Annotated in this window: 20 protein-coding genes and 1 pseudogene; 14 read left to right on the top strand and 7 right to left on the bottom strand. The window is 64.6% G+C overall.

What is annotated here, in order from left to right:
- The first annotated feature begins 104 nt into the window (after positions 1-104).
- Positions 105-845 carry a WbqC family protein gene (locus VQ044_RS12280; RefSeq protein ID WP_327646940.1) on the top strand — a complete coding sequence of 247 codons (741 nt, stop codon included), beginning with the start codon at positions 105-107 and terminating at the stop codon, positions 843-845.
- Here VQ044_RS12280 and uxuA read toward each other — a convergent pair.
- Positions 753-1,352, bottom strand: a pseudogene (uxuA, locus tag VQ044_RS12275) (mannonate dehydratase); the annotation flags it as partial. The gene VQ044_RS12280 and the pseudogene uxuA sit on opposite strands and share 93 nt — an antisense overlap.
- A gap of 132 nt (positions 1,353-1,484) precedes the next feature.
- Here uxuA and VQ044_RS12270 point away from each other — a divergent pair.
- The gene (locus VQ044_RS12270) at positions 1,485-2,234 is read left to right on the top strand and encodes a Crp/Fnr family transcriptional regulator (protein ID WP_327646935.1); all 750 of its coding nucleotides are present in this window, start codon (positions 1,485-1,487) and stop codon (positions 2,232-2,234) included.
- A gap of 32 nt (positions 2,235-2,266) precedes the next feature.
- Here VQ044_RS12270 and hemN read toward each other — a convergent pair whose 3' ends face one another.
- A complete protein-coding gene (gene hemN / locus VQ044_RS12265) occupies positions 2,267-3,625 on the bottom strand; it encodes an oxygen-independent coproporphyrinogen III oxidase (protein ID WP_331827675.1) in 1,359 nt (452 codons plus the stop codon).
- Entirely contained in the window at positions 3,615-4,100 is a 486-nt protein-coding gene (locus tag VQ044_RS12260; RefSeq protein ID WP_327646933.1) for a hemerythrin domain-containing protein, read from the bottom strand. Before VQ044_RS12260 ends, hemN begins: the two co-directional genes overlap by 11 nt.
- 225 nt (positions 4,101-4,325) lie before the next feature.
- Between VQ044_RS12260 and ccoN the strand changes: the two genes are divergently transcribed.
- Genes ccoN through ccoP form a run of 4 tightly spaced genes read left to right on the top strand, consistent with a single transcriptional unit; the run spans position 4,326 to position 7,814 of the window.
- Positions 4,326-5,966, top strand: a complete 1,641-nt coding sequence (gene ccoN / locus VQ044_RS12255) for a cytochrome-c oxidase, cbb3-type subunit I (RefSeq protein ID WP_327646932.1) — start codon at positions 4,326-4,328, stop codon at positions 5,964-5,966.
- Positions 5,967-5,977: 11 nt separating this feature from the next.
- Positions 5,978-6,775: a cytochrome-c oxidase, cbb3-type subunit II gene (gene ccoO, locus VQ044_RS12250; protein ID WP_327646931.1), complete on the top strand. Its 798-nt coding sequence runs from the start codon at positions 5,978-5,980 to the stop codon at positions 6,773-6,775.
- Between the two features lie 10 nt (positions 6,776-6,785).
- Positions 6,786-6,941: a cbb3-type cytochrome c oxidase subunit 3 gene (locus VQ044_RS12245; RefSeq protein ID WP_327624231.1), complete on the top strand. Its 156-nt coding sequence runs from the start codon at positions 6,786-6,788 to the stop codon at positions 6,939-6,941.
- Between the two features lie 3 nt (positions 6,942-6,944).
- Complete coding sequence (gene ccoP / locus VQ044_RS12240) at positions 6,945-7,814, top strand: cytochrome-c oxidase, cbb3-type subunit III (RefSeq protein WP_327646930.1); 870 nt, start codon at positions 6,945-6,947, stop codon at positions 7,812-7,814.
- Positions 7,815-7,839: 25 nt separating this feature from the next.
- Here the strand turns inward: ccoP and VQ044_RS12235 are convergent, their stop codons facing one another.
- A complete protein-coding gene (locus VQ044_RS12235; protein ID WP_327624233.1) occupies positions 7,840-8,523 on the bottom strand; it encodes a DUF2270 domain-containing protein in 684 nt (227 codons plus the stop codon).
- A 141-nt stretch (positions 8,524-8,664) separates the two neighbouring features.
- On the opposite strand from VQ044_RS12235, the gene ccoG reads away from it, so the two are divergent.
- The 6 genes from ccoG to VQ044_RS12205 are packed head-to-tail and all read left to right on the top strand — an operon-like array spanning position 8,665 to position 13,909.
- Positions 8,665-10,239, top strand: a complete 1,575-nt coding sequence (gene ccoG, locus VQ044_RS12230) for a cytochrome c oxidase accessory protein CcoG (protein ID WP_327646939.1) — start codon at positions 8,665-8,667, stop codon at positions 10,237-10,239.
- A 2-nt stretch (positions 10,240-10,241) separates the two neighbouring features.
- The gene (locus VQ044_RS12225; protein ID WP_327646929.1) at positions 10,242-10,724 is read left to right on the top strand and encodes a FixH family protein; all 483 of its coding nucleotides are present in this window, start codon (positions 10,242-10,244) and stop codon (positions 10,722-10,724) included.
- Between the two features lie 7 nt (positions 10,725-10,731).
- Complete coding sequence (locus VQ044_RS12220) at positions 10,732-13,050, top strand: heavy metal translocating P-type ATPase (protein WP_327646928.1); 2,319 nt, start codon at positions 10,732-10,734, stop codon at positions 13,048-13,050.
- Positions 13,047-13,280 (top strand): cbb3-type cytochrome oxidase assembly protein CcoS, encoded by a 234-nt coding sequence (gene ccoS / locus VQ044_RS12215; RefSeq protein WP_327646927.1) that lies wholly within the window; start codon positions 13,047-13,049, stop codon positions 13,278-13,280. The genes VQ044_RS12220 and ccoS overlap by 4 nt, the downstream gene beginning before the upstream one ends.
- A gap of 27 nt (positions 13,281-13,307) precedes the next feature.
- Positions 13,308-13,535, top strand: a complete 228-nt coding sequence (locus tag VQ044_RS12210; protein WP_327624237.1) for a type II toxin-antitoxin system Phd/YefM family antitoxin — start codon at positions 13,308-13,310, stop codon at positions 13,533-13,535.
- Positions 13,532-13,909, top strand: a complete 378-nt coding sequence (locus VQ044_RS12205; protein ID WP_327646926.1) for a type II toxin-antitoxin system VapC family toxin — start codon at positions 13,532-13,534, stop codon at positions 13,907-13,909. Before VQ044_RS12210 ends, VQ044_RS12205 begins: the two co-directional genes overlap by 4 nt.
- Before the next feature lie 21 nt (positions 13,910-13,930).
- Here the strand turns inward: VQ044_RS12205 and VQ044_RS12200 are convergent, their stop codons facing one another.
- The 3 genes from VQ044_RS12200 to VQ044_RS12190 all read right to left on the bottom strand — a co-directional run bounded on the left by VQ044_RS12200 (position 13,931) and on the right by VQ044_RS12190 (position 17,019).
- On the bottom strand, positions 13,931-15,448 hold the full coding sequence (locus VQ044_RS12200; protein ID WP_327624239.1) for a tripartite tricarboxylate transporter permease: 1,518 nt from the start codon (positions 15,446-15,448) through the stop codon (positions 13,931-13,933).
- Between the two features lie 5 nt (positions 15,449-15,453).
- A complete protein-coding gene (locus tag VQ044_RS12195; RefSeq protein WP_327650944.1) occupies positions 15,454-15,927 on the bottom strand; it encodes a tripartite tricarboxylate transporter TctB family protein in 474 nt (157 codons plus the stop codon).
- A 105-nt stretch (positions 15,928-16,032) separates the two neighbouring features.
- Positions 16,033-17,019 (bottom strand): Bug family tripartite tricarboxylate transporter substrate binding protein, encoded by a 987-nt coding sequence (locus VQ044_RS12190; protein WP_327646925.1) that lies wholly within the window; start codon positions 17,017-17,019, stop codon positions 16,033-16,035.
- 398 nt (positions 17,020-17,417) lie between these two features.
- Between VQ044_RS12190 and VQ044_RS12185 the strand changes: the two genes are divergently transcribed.
- Together VQ044_RS12185 and VQ044_RS12180 are read left to right on the top strand one after the other, a co-directional pair.
- A complete protein-coding gene (locus VQ044_RS12185) occupies positions 17,418-18,305 on the top strand; it encodes a TIGR01459 family HAD-type hydrolase (RefSeq protein WP_327646924.1) in 888 nt (295 codons plus the stop codon).
- A complete protein-coding gene (locus VQ044_RS12180) occupies positions 18,292-19,614 on the top strand; it encodes an FGGY-family carbohydrate kinase (RefSeq protein ID WP_327646923.1) in 1,323 nt (440 codons plus the stop codon). The genes VQ044_RS12185 and VQ044_RS12180 overlap by 14 nt, the downstream gene beginning before the upstream one ends.
- The last annotated feature ends 13 nt before the right edge of the window (positions 19,615-19,627 follow it).

Genomic DNA, 19,627 nt, shown 5'->3' with positions numbered 1-19,627 from the left:
CGCGCAGAGCCCAGACCGACGACCAAAATCAGGCGTCAGAGACAGGGCAGTTGCTAGATATGGTGGCACCTGGGACAACGGGATAAGCCTCGGGCTCGGCGCCCATGTCAGAAATAATGCGTAAAAAAATTGTAATAATACAGTCGAATTACCTGCCGTGGCGAGGGTATTTCGATCTGCTGCGCCAAGCCGATCAGGTTATTCTATTCGATAGTGTCCAATACACGCGCCGCGACTGGCGCAATCGAAACAAGATTAAGACGGCTGAGGGGGCAACCTGGCTCACAATTCCAGTCGAGACCAAGGGTAAATACCTCGAGGCGATCGATCATATCCGTGTGTCGGACGCGAATTGGTCCGACAAACATCGCCGGACGATTGAAATGGCCTATCGTCGGGCTCCCGGCTTCGACGATGCGGCCCCTTGGCTGTTCGACGCTTTACGGGAAGCCGGCTCCATGTCCTTCCTCAGCGCCATCAATGAGCATCTCCTGCGCGCAATCATGGAGCGCCTCGGGATCAAGACCGCGCTCAGCCGCTGCACCAAATTCCTGGATCGCGCTCAAATGTCCGAAATGAGCCCGACGGATCGATTGATCGCCCTTTGTGCAGCCGCAGGCGCGACTGAGTATCTGTCGGGTCCTGCGGCCCGGAGCTATCTCGATGAGGCCAAGTTTCACGAGGCGAATATTGCCGTCAACTGGATGGACTACGAGGGCTACCCTGCCTATCCCCAGCTTTGGGGTGAATTTCAGCCATTTTTGTCGATCGTTGACATCGTAGCGCGCATAGGCGCCGGGCAGGCCGGCCATGATCGCCGCGAGCAGCCGGTCGCGATCGGCTGAATCCGAGGCATCGAACCACGCCTTGGCGCGATCGAGGACGTCGGGTGTGACCTCCTCCGCCGCCCCCGGCCGCTCCAGCATGAAGACGTCGAAGGCGGCGTATTCGTGCAGGTTGAAGCGCAGGCTCGTGCCGCCGCCGGCGATTGGCGCGGCCAGTTCGGTCCGCGTCCAGTCGAGCAGCGGCATGAAATTGTAGCAGACCGTGTCGATGCCGCGGGCGGCGAGATTGCGCAGCGACTGCCGGTAGGTCTCGAACAGCGGCTCCAGATCGCTGTCGCCGAGCTTGATTCGCTCGTGCACCGGCAGGCTTTCGACGACGCGCCAGGTCAGGCCCAGCGACGTATCCGCTTCGATCGGCGCCTGGCGGGCCGCGATGGCCTCCACCGTCCAGACCTCGCCATAGGGGACCTCGTGCAGGGCATTGACGATGCCGCGGGCCCCGGTCTGGCGGATTTCGGCCAGAGCGATCTTGTCGGCCGGACCGAACCAGCGCCACGTCTCCTGCATATGTCCCCCTGTTGGCCGTTGGAATCAGGTGTCAGCCGGCTCGCCCGTCCGCTCGATAGCAAACAGGGTTTGAACCGCAAGCGTATCTTCTTTAACACTGCCGCTGGGAGGAATGGCGTGGATGATCAAATGATGGCCCAAACTTCCCCGGTCGAGCGGCTGGATATTCACAACTCGGAACTCCCAGTCCTTTGCCGCGCCTGCGAAGCACGGCATCGGGGCGTCTGCGGCGCGCTGTCACCGGATCAGTTGATCACGCTCAGCAAGCACACGTCCCGGCATGCCTATGGCAGCGATGAGGAACTGGTGCCTGCCGGCGAAGGCGTGCGCCGCTATTCCAACATTCTGAGCGGCGTCGTGAAGCTGACGCGGTTGATGGCCGACGGGCGCCAGCAGATCGTCGGCCTGCAATTCGCGCCGGACTTTCTCGGCCGCCCCTTCAAGAGCCAGACGGTGGCCTCGGCCGAAGCGGCGACAGGAGTCACCGTCTGCTCCTTTCCCAAGAGTATCATCGAAGAGATGGTCGCGACGACGCCGGAGCTGGAGCACAGACTGCACGAGCAGTCCTTGAAGGAGCTCGACGAGGCGCGCGAGTGGATTCTCACGCTCGGCCGCAAGTCGGCGGCGGAGAAGGTGGCGAGTTTTCTGTTCCTGATCGCCTCCCATATCGATCCCGAGCAGTTGGCCGCTGACGGTCCGATCCGCTTCGAATTGCCGCTCAAGCGTGCCGACATCGCCGATTTTCTCGGTCTTACCATCGAGACCGTCAGCCGCCAGATCACCAAACTGCGAAAGACCGGCACGATCGTCGTCGAGCACAACAGAACCGTCACCGTGCCCGACCTGCGCCTGCTGCAGGATTGCTGCGAAGTCGACCGCTGAACCGGGCGTCTCGGCCGGCGAGGTCGCCCGCTTCACACCGCCTTGGAATACCGGAATGCCGACGTCTTCAGATGCGCGTCGAACCGGGCCGCGACGATGCGCGTGAACGGCCGGGCGTCGTCCGGGATCACGAAGCGGTCGGCCTCGACGCGGCAAAGCCCGTCGGCATCGCTCGTGGCGATCATGCGGGCTTCCGCGATATAGGGCGCGGCGGCTGCGCCGAATCGGGCTTCCAGATCGGCAAAGCAGACGGCGAAGTCGCACATCAGCCGTTCGATCCAATAGGCGCGAACGCGGTCGTCATCGCTCAGCCGGTAGCCGCGCCCGACGGGGAGACGGTCGGCGTCGACGGCAGCGCGATAGGATGCGGTCGGAACGATGTTCTGTACGTAGCCGTCGCGAAACCGTCCGATCGAAGAGGCGCCGAGCCCGATCATCGTTGCGCAGGCGTCCGTCGTATAGCCCTGAAAATTGCGGTGCAGCGTGCCTGTGCGCGCCGCTTCGGCGAGCGTGTCGTGCGGCAGCGCGAAGTGATCGATGCCGATCGCCGCGTAGCCGGCCGCGACCAGCGCCGCCTCGGCGAGGCGCGCCTGTCGGAAGCGCTCCGTCTGATCCGGCAGGTCCTCGTCCCGGATCATCGTCTGATGCTTCTTCAGCCACGGCATGTGGGCATAACCGAACAGCGCGATGCGGTCCGGCGCGAGATCGACGACCTTCTCCAGCGTTGCGGCAAGCCGCTGTTCCGTCTGCAACGGCAGGCCGTAGAGGGCGTCGATATTCAGGGAGCCGATGCCGATCGAGCGCAGGCTCGCGACGATGTCGCGGGTCAATTCGAAGCTCTGTGGCCGGTTGATGGCGGCCTGCACGGCGGGATCGAAATCCTGAACGCCGATGCTCGCCCGCGTCATGCCCAGCGCCTTGAGGCCGTCGAGCGTGTCGTCGGTAACGTCGGAGGGGTCGATCTCGACGCTGATTTCGGTCGCCGCGTCGATTGTGAAGGCCTCACGAAGAGCGTCGGACAGGCGTTGAAAGTCGCCGGAGCGCATCAGGCTAGGGGAGCCGCCGCCAAAGTGGAGTTGCGCCACCGGTGCCGGAAAGCCGATCGCCCGCGAGACCAGCGCGATCTCGCGCAACAAGGAGGCGACGTAGTCCGCGACCGGGCCATACTGCCTGGTATGTTTGGTGTGGCAGCCGCAGAACCAGCACAGCCGGTCGCAATAGGGAACGTGGATATACAGTGAGACGCGCTCGCGTTGGCCGATCGCGCCCAGCATCTCGGGTAGCAACGCCGGGCCGAGATCGGCCTCGAAATGCGGCGCCGTCGGATAGCTCGTATAGCGGGGAACCGGCTCGCTGTAACGGGCCAGGATCAATGCTGGATCACGCACCACGGCTCACCTCGATCTGTTTCAGCAGCGGGACGATCTGGGCCTTCTCGAAAGCGATATGGCGTCTCATGCCGCCGAAGAAGCCGCGCAGCATGTAGCCGAGGGCCTCGGGATTGCGCGGTTCGAGACCGCTGACGAAGCCGATGAGCGCTTCCGCCAGCTCTTCGGCGAACATCTCGTCCTCCCAGTGCTCGAAATGGAGGCTCTCCAGCGCTTCCTTGATGTCCGCGTCCCGGGCGAAGCGTGATTTTAGGAGCGGGAACAGGACGGATTCCTCGAAATCATGAGCACTCATGATGGTCGGGCAAAGGCTGCGCGCGACATGCAGCGCATCCTGGCGATCGACATGGTCGGGCAGGTGGTCGGCGATGTCTTCCAGGCGGTGGCACAGGTCCGACAATACCCGGAAATGACCGCTGAGCCGGCTGACGAGGCTCTCGCCGCCCTGCGAAAAAACGCCGGCACCGATCGACCGCAAGGGGGCGGCTCCACGCCCTATCGCGCGTCTTCGTTGTGCCCTGGATCGCATTTCTAGACTCCGGCGGCGGTCATCGGCTGGACCATTCATAGACGTCGGCAGGCACTAACCTCCTTGATCCAAGTCAAAGCAAAGGTTTTTGGACGCTGGCAAAGCGCAAGCGGACGTCGCGGCGTCATCAAGGCTGGCACGTCGCGCCGCGAGGGATTTTGGAGAACATTGATCATGAAGAATCAGGTTGAGGCGATTCTGGTCGGCCTGGGAGCGCTGCTGGCGTTGCTCGGCGCAGCCTTCGCCAGGGATGCGCTGTTCGAGGCTCACGCCTGGGTGCTGTTTTTCGTTTTGGCCGTCGCCACCGTCATCTTGCTGCGGCGGATCGAATTTACGGCGCTGCCAGTCACCGGCGTGGGAAAGCGGGGTCCATCGCAGGCCAGCGAGGCGGGCTATGCCGACGACGTCGTGCGCTACGGCGTCATCGCCACGCTCTTCTGGGGGATTGCCGGCTTTCTCGTAGGCGTCATTGTGGCGTCCCAGCTTGCCTGGCCGGAACTCAATTTCGAGCCGTGGCTGAATTTCGGTCGGCTTCGCCCGCTCCATACCTCGGCGGTGGTCTTCGCCTTTGGTGGCAATGCGCTGATCGCGACATCGTTCTATGTTGTCCAACGCACCACACGCGCGCGTTTGTGGGGCGGCGATCTCGCCTGGTTCGTCTTCTGGGGCTATCAGCTGTTCATCGTGCTGGCCGCGACCGGGTACTTGCTCGGCATCACCCAGAGCAAGGAATACGCCGAGCCGGAATGGTATGTGGATCTCTGGCTGACGGTCGTCTGGCTGGCCTATCTCGCGGTGTTCCTCGGCACGCTGATCAAGCGTAAGGAACCGCATATCTACGTCGCCAACTGGTTCTATTTGTCCTTCATCGTGACCGTCGCCATGCTGCACGTGGTCAACGGGCTGTCGATGCCGGTCTCGCTGCTCGGTTCCAAGAGTTATTCGGCCTTCTCGGGCGTGCAGGATGCGCTGACCCAGTGGTGGTACGGGCACAACGCCGTCGGTTTCTTCCTCACCGCCGGCTTCCTGGGGATGATGTACTATTTCATCCCGAAGCAGGCGAACCGTCCGGTCTATTCCTACCGGCTGTCGATCATCCACTTCTGGTCGCTGATTTTCCTCTACATCTGGGCGGGGCCGCATCATCTCCATTACACGGCGTTGCCCGACTGGGCGCAGACGCTGGGCATGGTGTTCTCGGTGATGCTGTGGATGCCGTCCTGGGGCGGCATGATCAACGGTCTGATGACGCTTCAGGGCGCCTGGGACAAACTGCGCACCGATCCGATCCTGCGGATGCTGGTGATCTCGGTCGCCTTCTACGGCATGTCGACCTTCGAAGGCCCGATGATGTCGATCAAGGCGGTCAATTCGCTCAGCCATTACACCGATTGGACCATCGGGCATGTGCATTCCGGCGCGCTTGGCTGGAACGGCCTGATCAGTTTCGGCGCGATCTACTTCCTGGTGCCGAAGCTATGGGGACGCGAACGGCTTTACAGCCTGCGTCTCGTCAACTGGCACTTCTGGCTGGCCACGCTGGGCATCGTGATCTACGCGGCGGTCATGTGGGTTGCCGGCATCATGCAGGGGCTGATGTGGCGCGAATACGGGGCGGACGGCTACCTCGTCTACTCCTTCGCCGAAGTCATCGCGGCCATGTATCCCTACTACGTGCTGCGCATGCTGGGCGGGCTGCTCTACCTCAGCGGCGCGCTGGTCATGGCCTTCAACATCTACAAGACGATCCGCGGCGACGTGCGAGTTGAGGCCCCGATGGGCCGCGCGACAGCCGCCGCGCAGCCGGCCAGCTAAAGGGGATGAGTATGAGCAAGAAAGACGACGACTCCGCGCTGAAGGGTGCTCTCCCGGAGGTCAAGGCCGATCCCATAGCCCGCGGCCTCTTGTCCCGGCACGGCGTGATCGAGCGCAACGCCACGCTTCTGCTCGTCCTGTCGCTGCTGGTGGTCAGCGTCGGCGGGATCGTCGAGATAGCGCCGCTGTTCTATCTCGAGAACACGATCGAGAAGGTGGAGGGCGTGCGGCCCTACTCCCCGCTCGAACTGGCTGGCCGCAACATCTACATCCGCGAGGGCTGCTACACCTGCCACAGCCAGATGATCCGGCCATTCCGCGACGAGGTGGAACGCTATGGCCCTTACAGTCTGGCGGCGGAGTCGATGTACGATCATCCATTCCAGTGGGGCTCGAAACGTACGGGACCGGATCTGGCCCGCGTCGGCGGCCGCTATTCGGACGAATGGCAGGTCCAGCACCTGACCGATCCGCGTTCGGTCGTGCCGGAATCGGTCATGCCGACCTATGCCTTCCTGCGGAAGGAGCTGGTCGTGGAGGATCCGGCCGGGCATCTCGTTGCCAACCGCCGCGTCGGCGTGCCCTACACCGATGCGATGATCGAGAACGCCGCGACCGACCTGCGCGCCCAGGCGGACCCGGAGGCCGACACGTCGGCGCTTCTCGATCGCTACCCCAAGGCCGTCGTCAGCGATTTCGACGGCGATCGGCAAAAGCTCACCGAAATGGATGCGCTCGTCGCCTACCTGCAAATGCTCGGAACGCTGGTCGACTTTTCGGCCTACGAGCCTGAACTCAACGACCGGTAAGGGCCGAAAGATGGATTTCGAATACCAGAGCATGCGCACCTTCGCCGACAGCTGGGGTCTTTTGTACCTCGTACTGATTTTCGTCGCCGTCCTCGCCTGGGTCCTGCGACCCGGCGCACGCAAAGCGGCCGACGAGGCCGCACGCATCCCGTTCAAGGAGGACTGATCGATGGCGGACGAAAGAGAGATCGACCCGGTCACCGGTGTCGAAACGACGGGCCATTCCTGGGACGGTATCAAGGAACTGAACAATCCGATGCCGCGATGGTGGCTGTGGACGTTCTACGCGACGATCGCGTTTTCGCTGGTTTACGTTGTGCTCTATCCGGCTTTGCCGCTGATCAATTCGGCGACGAAGGGTGTGCTGGGATGGTCGAGTCGCGCCGATCTGCGCGCCGACATCGCAAGCGCGCAAGCGCGCAATGTCGATCGCATCGAGGCGATCAAGGCATCGTCCGTGACGGACATCGCCGCCGACGAAAATCTGCGCCAGTTCGCGATCTCCGCGGGCAACGCGGCCTTCAAGGTCAATTGCGTCCAGTGTCACGGCTCCGGCGCGGCCGGCAGCGCCGGCTATCCCAACCTCAACGACGACGCCTGGATCTGGGGTGGCGGCGTGGAGGATATCTACACGACCATCCTTCACGGCGTGCGCTACGGCGACGATGACGAGACCCGGATATCCGAGATGCCTGCGTTCGGCCGCGACGAAATCCTCGACCGCGAGCAGATCGCGGCGGTCGCAGCCTATGTGCGCAAGCTCTCCGGCCAGGAGGCGGACGCTGCGGCCGCCGCGAGCGGCGCGACCGTCTATGCCGACAACTGCGCCGCCTGCCATGGCGAGGCGGGCGAGGGTGGCGAGCTTGGGGCGCCACGCCTCGCCGACGCGCTCTGGCTCTATGGCGGCAGCCAGAGCGAGATCATGGCACAGGTAGGCACACCGCAGCACGGTGTCATGCCGGGCTGGGGCGAACGTCTGGGTGAAGTGACCGCAAAGCAGCTGGCCGTTTATGTCCACAGCCTCGGCGGCGGCGAATAGGGAAGCATACCAACCTGCGGACGTATCAACCCATCGAACTGGATGACGATCCCCGAGATCTAAATTTCGCCGCGTCGCTGCGGGCGATCCAGATCGCGATCGTCATCCAGCTGGCGACGTAGAAAACGCCGATGGCGAGCACCGCTTCTCCCGGGAAGGGGCCGATATCGGCGCGTTCGACGAACTCGGTCAGGGAGCCGACGCCGGTGGGATGCACCAGCAGCTTGCCGATATAGGCGGCCGTCTGGATCAACAGGATCCAGAGGTAGTTTCTGCGAATCCGCCGGCCGATCGCTGTCGCCTGACTGATATGATAGACCGGGTGCAGGTAGTTTTCGGCGAGGACTGTCGTCCAGCCGTTCTCGGTGCGCAGATCGCCGTCCTGCAGCATCGGCGCGTAGAAATTGTTTTCCATCCAGCGCGCCCGTGCCCGCCAGACATTGAAATAGCGATATCGCCGCGCCTCGAGCAGCAGAAAAAACAGAATCAGGATGCCGACCAGGACCAGTGGCAGCGGTGAGGCGTTGGGCGATGAAAACGCGATCGACAGAGCGATGCCGAGCGTGACGACAGCCCAGTTCGTCGTGGTGTCGAGCCGGGTCCGCCAAATCGTCGAGCGATAGATCTCTCCGCGATAAAGATGGGCGAGCGCGCCCATCTCGGAATTGCTGAAATCGCGTGCGGCCGCGGGTTCCCGGACGGAATCCATTGCTTCCTCCCTGCCTCGCCGCACGCCTAAAGTGTCTCACGGGGCGGAGCGGGGGTCAAAGCGGCTGGTTGATCTGGGTCAAGGATCGACGGCGCCATTACGGTGAAAAGACTTGCGATCATGCCGGACAGCCCTCCGGCAATGCAGGAGTCGCAATTGGACCAACCCGCCGAAATAACGCAGATCGACGTCGAGGCCGTCAATGCCGGGGGACGCCAGCAGAGCCAGCCGCTCTATGCGCCGCGCCAGAAGATCTTTCCCAAGCGTGCCGAGGGCAATTTCCGCCGCTTGAAATGGATCGTCATGGCGATCACGCTCGGCATCTACTACGTCACGCCATGGCTGCGGTGGGACCGGGGGCCTTACGCGCCCGACCAGGCGGTCCTGATCGATCTGGCCAATCGCCGATTCTATTTCTTCTTCATCGAGATATGGCCGCAGGAATTCTTCTTCGTCGCCGGATTGCTGGTCATGGCTGGCGTCGGCCTTTTTCTGATCACGTCCGTCGTCGGACGGGCCTGGTGCGGCTACACCTGTCCACAGACGGTCTGGACCGATCTGTTTCTCGTCGTCGAGCGCTTCTTCGAGGGCGACCGCAACGCCCGCATCCGTCTGGACAAGGCGCGGTGGAGCGCGGACAAGATCCGCAAGCGCGTCTTCAAGCACGCGATCTGGCTGGTGATCGCGGTGGCGACCGGCGGCGCCTGGATCTTCTATTTCGCCGACGCGCCGACACTGCTCACCAGCTTCATCCTCGGTGAAGCGCCCTTCGTCGCCTACGCCACCGTCGGCATTCTGACCGCCACCACTTATGTCTTCGGCGGTTTCATGCGCGAACAGGTCTGCATCTATATGTGCCCCTGGCCGCGTATCCAGGCAGCGATGCTGGACGAGGATTCGCTGACCGTCACCTACAATGACTGGCGCGGCGAGCCGCGCACGCACGGTGCCAAGAAGGCGGCGGCGGCCGGCCTTGCGGCTGGGGACTGCGTCGACTGCAATGCCTGCGTCGCGGTTTGCCCCACCGGCATCGACATCCGCGACGGGCAACAACTGGGCTGCATCACCTGCGCGCTCTGCATCGACGCATGCGATACCGCGATGGACCGGCTCGGCCGGGAGCGCGGGCTGATTTCCTACGCGACGCTGCGCGACTACGACGCCAATCTCGCGATCGCCACCGATCCGGCGAGCGGAGCGATCGACCCATCCCGAGTACGGGACGAGAACGGCCGTTTTCGCGACAATCTTCGCCACTTCGACTGGCGGATCATCTTCCGGCTGCGGACGCTGATCTACACCGCTATATGGGCGGCGATCGGAGCCGCCTTGGTCATCGCGCTGATGGCGCGCGACAGGCTCGAGATCAACGTCCAGCACGACCGCAATCCGGTGGCCGTGACGCTCAGCGACGGCTCGATTCGCAACGGCTATACCGTCAAGCTGCTCAATATGATCCCGGAGCCGCGCGTGATCACGCTCGGTATCGAGGGCCTGCCCGGTGCGACGATGGAAATCAACGAGATCGCGCAACCGGCTGGCACCCACTTCGCGGTGCCGGTGGAACCTGATAAACTGCGAACATTGCGCGTCTTCGTTGCGCAGCCGCCCGAGACCATCGCGCCGGGCGCGACCAACTTCCGTTTCGTCGTCAAGGATCAGGCGTCGGAAGCGACGAGCGCCTACAAGGCAATCTTCGAAGTTCTGGAGGAATGACCATGCTGGCTCGCTTGTTTCGACCGCGCGAATTCACCGGCTGGCATATGTGGGCGGTGATGGTCCTGTTCTTCGGGACGATTATTTCGGTCAACCTCGTGCTTGCCTATTTCGCCAATTCCAGCTGGAGTGGGCTTGTCGTCCAGAACTCCTACGTGGAGAGCCAGCGTTTCGGCGCTGTGACCGCGGCGAAGCGTCGCCAGGCGGCGCTCGGCTGGACCGTGCGCACGTCTTACCAGGACGGGGTCTTCACGGTCAGTCTCATCGACGGAACGGGGCGCGCCATCCGCGACGCTTCGGTGGAGGCGACGATCGGGCATCCGGCTTCCGAGCGGGAGGATCGCACCATCCTGCTGCAGGCTGACCCTAGCGGAACCTACGCCGCTCCAACCGAGCTCGGCGCGGGACTTTGGGAGGCCGCCATCGTCGTCACGGGGACAGACGAGCAGCCTTGGGAAAAAGCGGTGCGCTTCGTGGTGGAGTAAAACGGTCATGAGCTGTTGTGGTGGGGCGCTGGCCACGAGCCTCGCGCTCGAAACCTTGGATCCGGCCAGCGCGCTGCGGGCCGAGGAACTGATGCGATCGGGACGCGCGAACCAAGACGGCACGGTCCAATACGTCTTCTCGGTTCCGGATATCTCGTGCGGCCGCTGCATGGCCACGATCGAAACGGCGCTGGCGCCGCTCGACGGCGTCGTCTCGGCGCGCGTCAATTTGACGATGCGCCGGGTGACCGTGGTTCTCGATGCCGCCGACCGTTCGCCACTCGTCGTCAGCGACGCTCTGGAGCGCCTTGGTTATGGCGCGACGCCGGTCGACATCGGCGATCTGGACGACCTGTCCCGCCAGCGGGAATCGGCCGGTCTGCTCAAGGCGTTGGCCGTCGCCGGCTTCGCGGCCGGCAACATCATGCTGCTGTCGGTGTCGGTCTGGTCCGGCGCCGACGCCGCGACGCGCGACATGTTCCATCTGGTCTCGGCGCTGATCGCCCTGCCGGCGGTCGCCTATTCCGGCCAAGTCTTCTTCCGTTCCGCCTTCGGTGCGCTCAGGGCCGGGCGCCTCAACATGGACGTTCCGATCTCGCTCGCCGTCGTGCTGGCGCTCGCCATGAGCGTCTTCGAGAGCCTCACCGGTGGCGCGGAGGCCTATTTCGACGCGGCGGTGACGCTGCTCTTCTTCCTCCTGATCGGGCGCTATCTCGACCAGCGCATGCGCGAGCGCGCGCGAACCGCCGTCACTGGTCTCAGCCGTCTGGCGGTGAAAGGGGCGAGCCGGGTCGAAGACGGCGAGCTCTCCTACGTACCGCTCGACGAGGTCCGGCCTGGCATGATCCTGCGTGTCGCCGCCGGCGAGCGGGTTCCCGTCGACGGCGTGGTGGTGCGGGGGACGAGCGATCTCGACCGCTCCCTCGTCACCGGCGAGAGCGCGCCGTTTGCCGCGTCCAGCGGCGACATGGTCGAGGCGGGTACGCTGAACCTCTCCGGTTCGATTGACATCGAGGCGCTGGCGACGGCGGAAAACTCATTCCTCGCCGAAATCATCCGGATGATGGACGCCGCGGAGAAGGGGCGCGGTCGCTATGTGCGCGTCGCCGATCGGATGGCGCGGATCTATGCGCCGGCGGTCCACATCCTGGCCGCAGCCACCTTCGTCGGCTGGCTGGTGGCGACGGGTGGCGACTGGTACGCGGCCACTTACGCCGCCATCGCCGTCCTGATCATCACCTGTCCCTGCGCGCTCGGACTGGCGGTTCCCGTTGTTCACGTCATCGGTGCGGCGCGGCTGTTCGAGAACGGCATCCTGATGAAGGATGGCTCGGCGCTGGAGCGCCTCGCCGAGGCCGATCACGTCGTCTTCGACAAGACCGGCACGCTGACGACGGGAGTCCCCCGCGTCACGTCTTCGGATGTCGAGGGCGACGGGGCGGCGGCTGCGCGGGCGCTCGCCGCCCATTCGACGCACCCGGCCTCAAGGGCGATCCTGGCTTTTCTCCCCGCCGCATCCGCCGGAGCGCTCTCGGCGGTTCACGAGGTGCCGGGCTGCGGTGTGGAGGGCGAAGTCGACGGTCGGCGCGCCCGTCTCGGGCGCTCCGATTGGGTCGGTGCCATCGCATCCGGCGACGGATGGTCCGGGGCGCGGGCCGGCGGCGTCGGCTTTGCGCTGGAGCGCGGTCGTCTGTTCGGTTTCGAGCTGGCGGAGACGTTGCGCGGTGACGCTGCGGCGGCGATCGACGACCTGAAGCAGGACGGACTGGCTGTCGAGGTCCTGTCGGGCGACGCGGCTGAGCCCGTCGCTCGGATCGCCGGCGATCTCGGCGTCGTCGCAATGGCGTCGGGCCAGACGCCCGGCATGAAAATCGCGCGTTTGCGTGGCTTGCAGGCGCGCGGGGCCAAGGTTCTGATGGTCGGCGACGGCCTCAATGACGCGCCGAGCCTCGCGGCCGGCGACGTGTCGATGGCGCCGGCGTCTGCCTGCGACGCCGGGCGACTGGCCGCCGACTTCGTCTTCACGCGGGACAGCCTGTTCGCGGTGCCTTTCGCCCACCGGGTCGCCGTCAAGGCCCGGCGGCTGGTACAACAGAACTTCGCGCTGGCGATTCTTTACAATTGCATTGCCGTTCCGCTGGCGATGGCGGGCTATATCACGCCGCTGGGCGCCGCCATTGCCATGTCCTCGTCCTCCATCGTCGTCGTCGCCAACTCTCTGCGCCTGGCCCGCGGCGGCAAGATGGGGCGGTGGACCCAGGGGGCGTTCGCGCCGCGCACACCGCGGCTTCCACCCCCGCGGCTCGTCGGGGAGGGCGTGGCATGAACGTCCTGATCTACCTCTTGCCGGTCGCGCTCGGGCTCGGGATGCTCGGCCTCGCCGCGTTTCTGTGGAGCCTGAAGAGCGGGCAATACGAGGATCTCGACGGCGCCGCCGAACGAATTCTTCTGGAGGATGACGAGGCCGACTGGGGCATGATCCAGGCGCGCGTCGGGTCCTCCCGGCCGGCAACAGCCATTTCCGCCCACTTGTTTCCAGGGAGATTAAGGCCATAATTATAGCCATAATAACGAGGTGCTCCCATGGACGTCACGGTCGCTGAGATGAAGGCCAACCTGTCAAACGTTCTGCGCAAGGCCGCCGCCGGCGCGGAAGTCCAGGTGACCCGGCACGGCAAGCCGTATGTCCGTCTCGGACCTGCCCGGCCGGAACGGCCGACATTGCCACGGGTCGGTGCTTTTGACGGCCAGTTTCAAGTTCCGGATAACTGGGACGATATCGCGACCGGATTCGAGCCGTACATGGAATGACGGTTGACGCATACCTGCTCGATTCGCACGTGCTCCTATGGGCGCTCTACGAAAGCGCCAAGCTGCCCGAGCGCTATCGGACGGTTCTTGCCGGGAGCGCCCAGACATTCGTCAGCGCGGCGACGGTCTGGGAAGTGGAGATCAAGAAGAAGAACGGCGCGCTTCCCGTGCCGGACAAGATCTGGGAACAGTGCGCTCGAACGGGCCACCAATTCCTGCCGATCGAGACGGCGCACGCGCGCGCGGCCGCCATGCTTCCGCTCCACCATCGCGATCCCTTCGACCGTATGCTGATCGCCCAGGCCAAGCTTGAAAGGCTGACGATCCTGACGGTCGACCGCGACTTCGCCAAATACGACGTGTCGATCGCCTGACATGGGCCCCGGCGCGCCGGATCAGCCGACAGCGGAATCCGCGCCGGGAGTCGCCTGACCGCGCCGCCGGTTCGCCGCCCAGACGATCAGCGGAATGCACCAGATCGCGATGGTGAAGAGGCCGAGGCCGGCGGCGATCGGCCGTTCGAAGAAGGCGAGGAAACTGCCGTCCGCCTTGATCATCGAGGTGATGAAGTTCTGCTCCAGCATTGGGCCGAGAACCAGCCCGAGGATCGCCGGGGCGATCGGAATGTCGTTTTCCTCCATGAGAAAGCCGATGACGCCGAAGATCAGCATCAGAATGACGCCGAAGATCGAGTTGTTGATGGCGAACGAGCCGACGATGCAGAACATCAGAATGATCGGCATCAGGACCCGGGTCGGGATCGACAGGATCGTGCCAGCGGCCTTGATCGCCACCCAGCCGAGCGGCAGCATGATGAGATTGGCCAGGAAAAACACGATGAACACCGCATAGATCATCTGCGGGTTGGTGATGAAGACCGTCGGTCCCGGATTGATCCCCTTCACGTAGAGGACTCCGATGACGATCGCGGTGATCGAATCGCCGGGAATGCCGAAGACCAGCGCCGGTATCCAGGCGCCGCTGACCGCGCCGTTGTTGGAGGCGCCAGCTTCGACGAGCCCCTCCACATGGCCGGTACCGAACTTGTCCTTCTGCTTCGAAAACCGCTTGCTGATCGCATAGGAGATCCAGGCAGCGATGTCGGCGCCGGCCCCCGGCAGCGCCCCGATGGCGGTACCGACGACGCTGCCGCGCACGACCTGCGCCGGATAGCGGCGAAGGTTGATCCACTGGCCGCGAAAGATGCCGGGCTGCCCAGTCCGTTCGATCCGCGGGCGTTCCTGGCGGGTGACGACCGAGCGCAGCACCTCCGACACCGCGAACAGGCCGATCATCGCCGGAATGAACTGGACCCCTGCTAAAAGATCGACGATGCCGAAGGTGTAGCGTGGTTCGCCGGCCGGATTGTCGATGCCGACCGTCGCGGCGAACAGGCCGATCAGCAGCGAGATCAGGCCGCGCGGAACGGAACCCGGCGAAACGAAGATCGCGCAGGACAGGCCGAGCACGACCAGCCAGAAATACTCGAAGGACGAGAATTTCAGAGCGATCTCCGCCAATGCCGGCGAGGCGGTGACGAGAACGATCGTGCCGAAAATGCCGCCGATCGACGAAAACACCAGCGCCGCGCCCAAGGCTTCTTCCGACCGGCCTTGCCGGGTCATCCGGTAGGCGTCTTCGACATAGGCCGCGCTGGCCGGCGTACCTGGCATCCGCAACAGCGCGCCCGGTATGTCGCCGGCGAAGATTGCCATCGCCGTCGCGGTGACGATCGCGGCGATGGCCGGGACCGGGTCCATGAAGAAGGTGACCGGCACGAGCAGCGCCGTCGCCATCGTCGCGGTCAGTCCCGGAATGGCCCCGACGAACATGCCGAAGCAGGCCGAGCCGAGGATGACCAGAAGCACATAGGGCTGGAAGACGAGGGCGAAGGCCTCGGCGACGACGGACATGGACCCTACCAGAGAAAGCCGAGAAAGGCGTTGCGCGGAAGCGGCACCAGCAACAGCCGCCCGAAGGCCTGCTGAATAATGACGGCCGCAACGATCGAGACGAGGATCGCCGTCAGCGGCTTGACCCTGAGCGTCAGCATCAGCGCGGCCATCATCATGAACGCCATCGGCACGAAGCCGATGAGGTCGGAGAAGAGGATGTAGATGACGATCAGCGCGAGCGAGACGGCGAGGCCGATGACGGACGCAGGCGAGCGCGCCCAGTCGGCGATGACGATGGCGGGCCGCCGCGCACCGGCCATCACGCTGCGCCCGGTCATGTATACACCAAGCCCGAAAGTCAGAAGAGCGATCGTCTTGGGCATCGTCGCGGCGCCATAGGCCTGGCCGGGAATTGCCGAAAATTGCGTCGCTGAGAGGAAAATAGCGATTGCGCCGGCCAGAAGCAGGACGCCGAGGGTGAGATCATTGAGCTTCATCGACGCGCTCTTTTGGACCGGGAATGGTCGCGTGGCGGATCGCGTCCCGCGCGCCGGCGACAGGGAAAAGCGTCCGGCCGCGCGGCCGGACGCATCTTGGCTGTCTCAGTTCTTCGCCAAGCCGGCCTCTTTCATCACCTCACCGAGGCTGGCGTCGTCGTCGGCGACGATCTTCGTCGCCTCCTCGCCCCCCGCCCAGCGCACGCCGAACCCGCGGTCCTTCATGAAGCTCTGGTATTGGTCGCTGTTATAGGCTTTTTCGATGGCGCCGGTCAGCTTGGTTTTGACGTCGTCCGGCAGGCCCTTCGGCGCGGCAACGGAACGCCAGACCGCCAGTGTCCAGTCGGAATCGACGCCTTCCTTGAGCGTCGGCACGTCGGGGAACATGGCCTGGCGTTCGGCGGACATGGATGCCAGCGGCCGCACCCGGCCCGCCTCGATCATCGCCCGGCCCTCGGCAAGCGACGACGGTACGATGTCGACACCGCCAGCCACCATGTCGGTAATTCCTGGCGACGCGCCCTGACTCGGAACCCAGGTCACCTGATCCGGTGGCAGATCCTCCGACAACAGCCAGCCGGCAAGGCCGAGATGCCAGATGCCGCCCTGACCGGTGCCGGACGCCTTGAAGGTGCCCTTCGGTTGCGACTTGATGGCGTCGCGGAGCTGCTCGAGCGACTCGTATTCGGAATCAGCCGAGACCATGATGCCGCCCGGATCGGCATTGACCAGGGCGAGGATGTCGAAATCCGCGTAGGTAAGGTCGGTGAGGCCCTGCCAATGCATCATGTCGATCTCGATCGTCATGATGCCCAGCGTGTAGCCGTCCGGCTCGGCATTGGCGATGGCGCTGTGGCCGACCACGCCGGAGCCGCCGGTGCGGTTCACCACATTCACCGGCACGCCCAGTTCTTCCTGTAGCAGCGAGGCGAGGATGCGGCCGACCGCGTCGGTGCCGCCGCCCGCGCCCCACGGCACGATCATCTGGATGGGCCGTTCGGGATAGGCCGATTGCGCCGAAGCGACGCCGGTGCCGAGAACGCTGGACGCCATAAGCGCTGCGGCAATTGTGATAATGGAACGTCTGCGCATGTTTCCTCCCAGATGGCTTGCTCGCAAAAGCGCGACGCGAAGACCCTCGACCACGGGACCGCGCCTCGGTGCCGCGCAGCGATCATGCGATCTCGTCTCCCAGGCTGACTATCAGGCGCGCTACGTGGCGTGTCAATGTATACTTTGTCAGGCACGTGCCCACGACGCCGGAGCACGCGTGTCTTACGAACCGCGACTGGAAAACGAAAAATCGACAACCCGGAGCGCGGTATTCTAGGCTGGCGGCAGGGGTGCATGTTGAATTCAGTGAATGTCGTTGGTGTGGCCGTTTGCACGATCGCCGAAAGCGCGGCAGAGACGGCTTGCGTCATGATGATACCGGCGCGACCGCGTCGGGTATCGACGCGCGGGCAGCGAAATCGAACGGAGACGATCAGTTGGGTAAACACATCACCGGCCTGGAGGAGATCGAAGATCATTTCGATGTCGTCGTGCTCGACCAATGGGGGGTGCTGCACGACGGCGACGCGCTTTATCCTGGCGTTCTGGAGGCGCTTGCCCGGCTGACCAACGCCGGCAAGACGATCGCGCTTCTGTCCAATTCGGGCAAGCGGGCGGCGCCGAACCGCGAACGCCTTGCCGGCTTCGGCATTCCGGTCGAGGCGATGGAATGCATCATGACGTCCGGTGAAGCGCTTTGGCACGATCTGGCGAACGGTGTGGTGAAGGGCTTCGATCACCTGTTCCCCGTCGCCGCGACCCCGGAGGATGCCATTGCCTGGGCGGACGGTCTCGACGGGATTTCGCTCGTCGACACACTAGCGACGGCGGACGCGATCCTGATCATGGGCTTGCCGGACGACGCCGAGTTGTCGTCCTATCAGGGGCTTGTCGACGAGGCGCTGGCCCGCCGCGTGCCTGTCCTTTGCGCCAACCCCGATCGCGCCTCGCCACGACCGGGGGGCAGACTGGTGGTGGCGCCGGGCGCGCTGGCGGCGCGTTACGAAGCGGCCGGCGGGCGCGTTATCTGGTACGGCAAGCCGCATGCACGGGTCTTCGAGGCGACGGCTCAGGCATTGGGTAATCCGAAGCAAGATCGCATTCTCATGGTCGGAGATTCGCTGCAACATGACGTGGCGGGCGCCAGTGTCGCCGGCTGGCGAACGCTTTTCGTCCGCGATGGTCTCCATGCGCAATCCCTTGCCGATAAGCGCGGCGGCGACCTGGATGCGCAAATCGAAAAGCTCGCGAGCAACGACGGCGCGCCGCTGCCCGATTATACGATCCGGATACTGCAATGGGGTGTCGAGGATGCACGATCCTGATTTTTTGGCGCTGTCGGCGAGTCTCGGTCGTGCCCCGCTTTATCTGGGCCTCGACATCGGCACCTCGGGCGTGCGCAGCGCCGTCGTCGATTCCGATGGAAGCCTGGTCTCGATCGCTCGCGAACCGATGCATCCGTCGAAGGGTGACGACGTGTCCGCCGAAACATGGTGGGAAACGGTCTCCGCCTGCCTCGATACCCAGGCGAGGGCGCTTGCGGACCAAGGCGGTTCGATGGCGTCGGTCCGCGCCGCCGCGATCGACGGTACCTCAGGCACGATGGTCCTGGTCGACGGCGACGCCCGGCCGGTGACGCCGGCGCTGATGTATGATTCATCCGGCTTCGACGACGAGGCGATGCGTATCGCGGCCTGTGCGCCGCAGGATTCGATCGTGCGCGGAAGCGGCTCGGCTCTTGCCCGCATGCTGCGGTTGCAGAATCATGACCCTGATCGGCGGGCGCGCCATCTTTGCCATCAGGCCGATTTCATCCTGGCGCGGCTGACGGGGCGGCCCGGACTGTCCGACGAGAACAATGTCCTGAAATTGGGCTACGACCTCGAAAACGAAGCCTGGCCGGACTGGTTCGCGGCCTGCGGCTCGCGGATGGACCTGCTCCCGGACGTCTTGCGCGTCGGGGCAGTGGCCGGGACCGTCACGGAGGCAATGGCCGATCGGTTCGGCTTCGCGCGCGACCTGACATGGCTCGCCGGCACCACCGACAGCGTTGCCGCCTTTCTCGCGTCGGGCGCGACAAAGATCGGCGAAGCGGTGACGTCGCTCGGCACCACGCTGGCGATCAAGCTCTTGTCGGACGTGCGCGTGGACGACGCGGCGCGCGGTATCTACAGCCACCGACTCGGAGACCGGTGGCTGGCCGGCGGTGCCTCGAACACCGGCGGCGGCGCGCTGCTGCATCACTTTTCCGCCGAGACGATCGCGGCCCTGTCCGAGCGGATCGATCCGGATCGGCCGACTGGGCTCGACTATTATCCCCTCGCCAGGGCCGGCGAACGGTTTCCCGTAAACGATCCCTCGCTCGCCCCGCGGCTTGAGCCGCGTCCAGACGACGATGCGGTGTTTCTGCAAGGCATGCTGGAGGCGATCGCCCGGATCGAAGGCGAGGGCTACGCCGCCCTTGCCGCCCTCGGGGCGCCGGCGCCGGTCCGCGTTCTGACCGCCGGCGGCGGCGCGCAAAACGAGGCCTGGACGGCGATCCGCCGCCGGACCCTCGGCTGTCCCGTCGAGAAGGCGCCCGAAGCCGAAGCCTCGGTCGGCATGGCGCTGCTGGCGCGGCGCGGCGTGGAATAGGGTCGAAGCCTGA

Origin of the sequence: Aurantimonas sp. C2-5-R2, from assembly GCF_036549495.1 — a bacterium.
GTDB lineage: Bacteria > Pseudomonadota > Alphaproteobacteria > Rhizobiales > Rhizobiaceae > Aurantimonas > Aurantimonas coralicida_A.
Note: the sequence above shows the minus strand (reverse complement) of the source record. Positions and strands in the feature narration are given on the sequence as shown.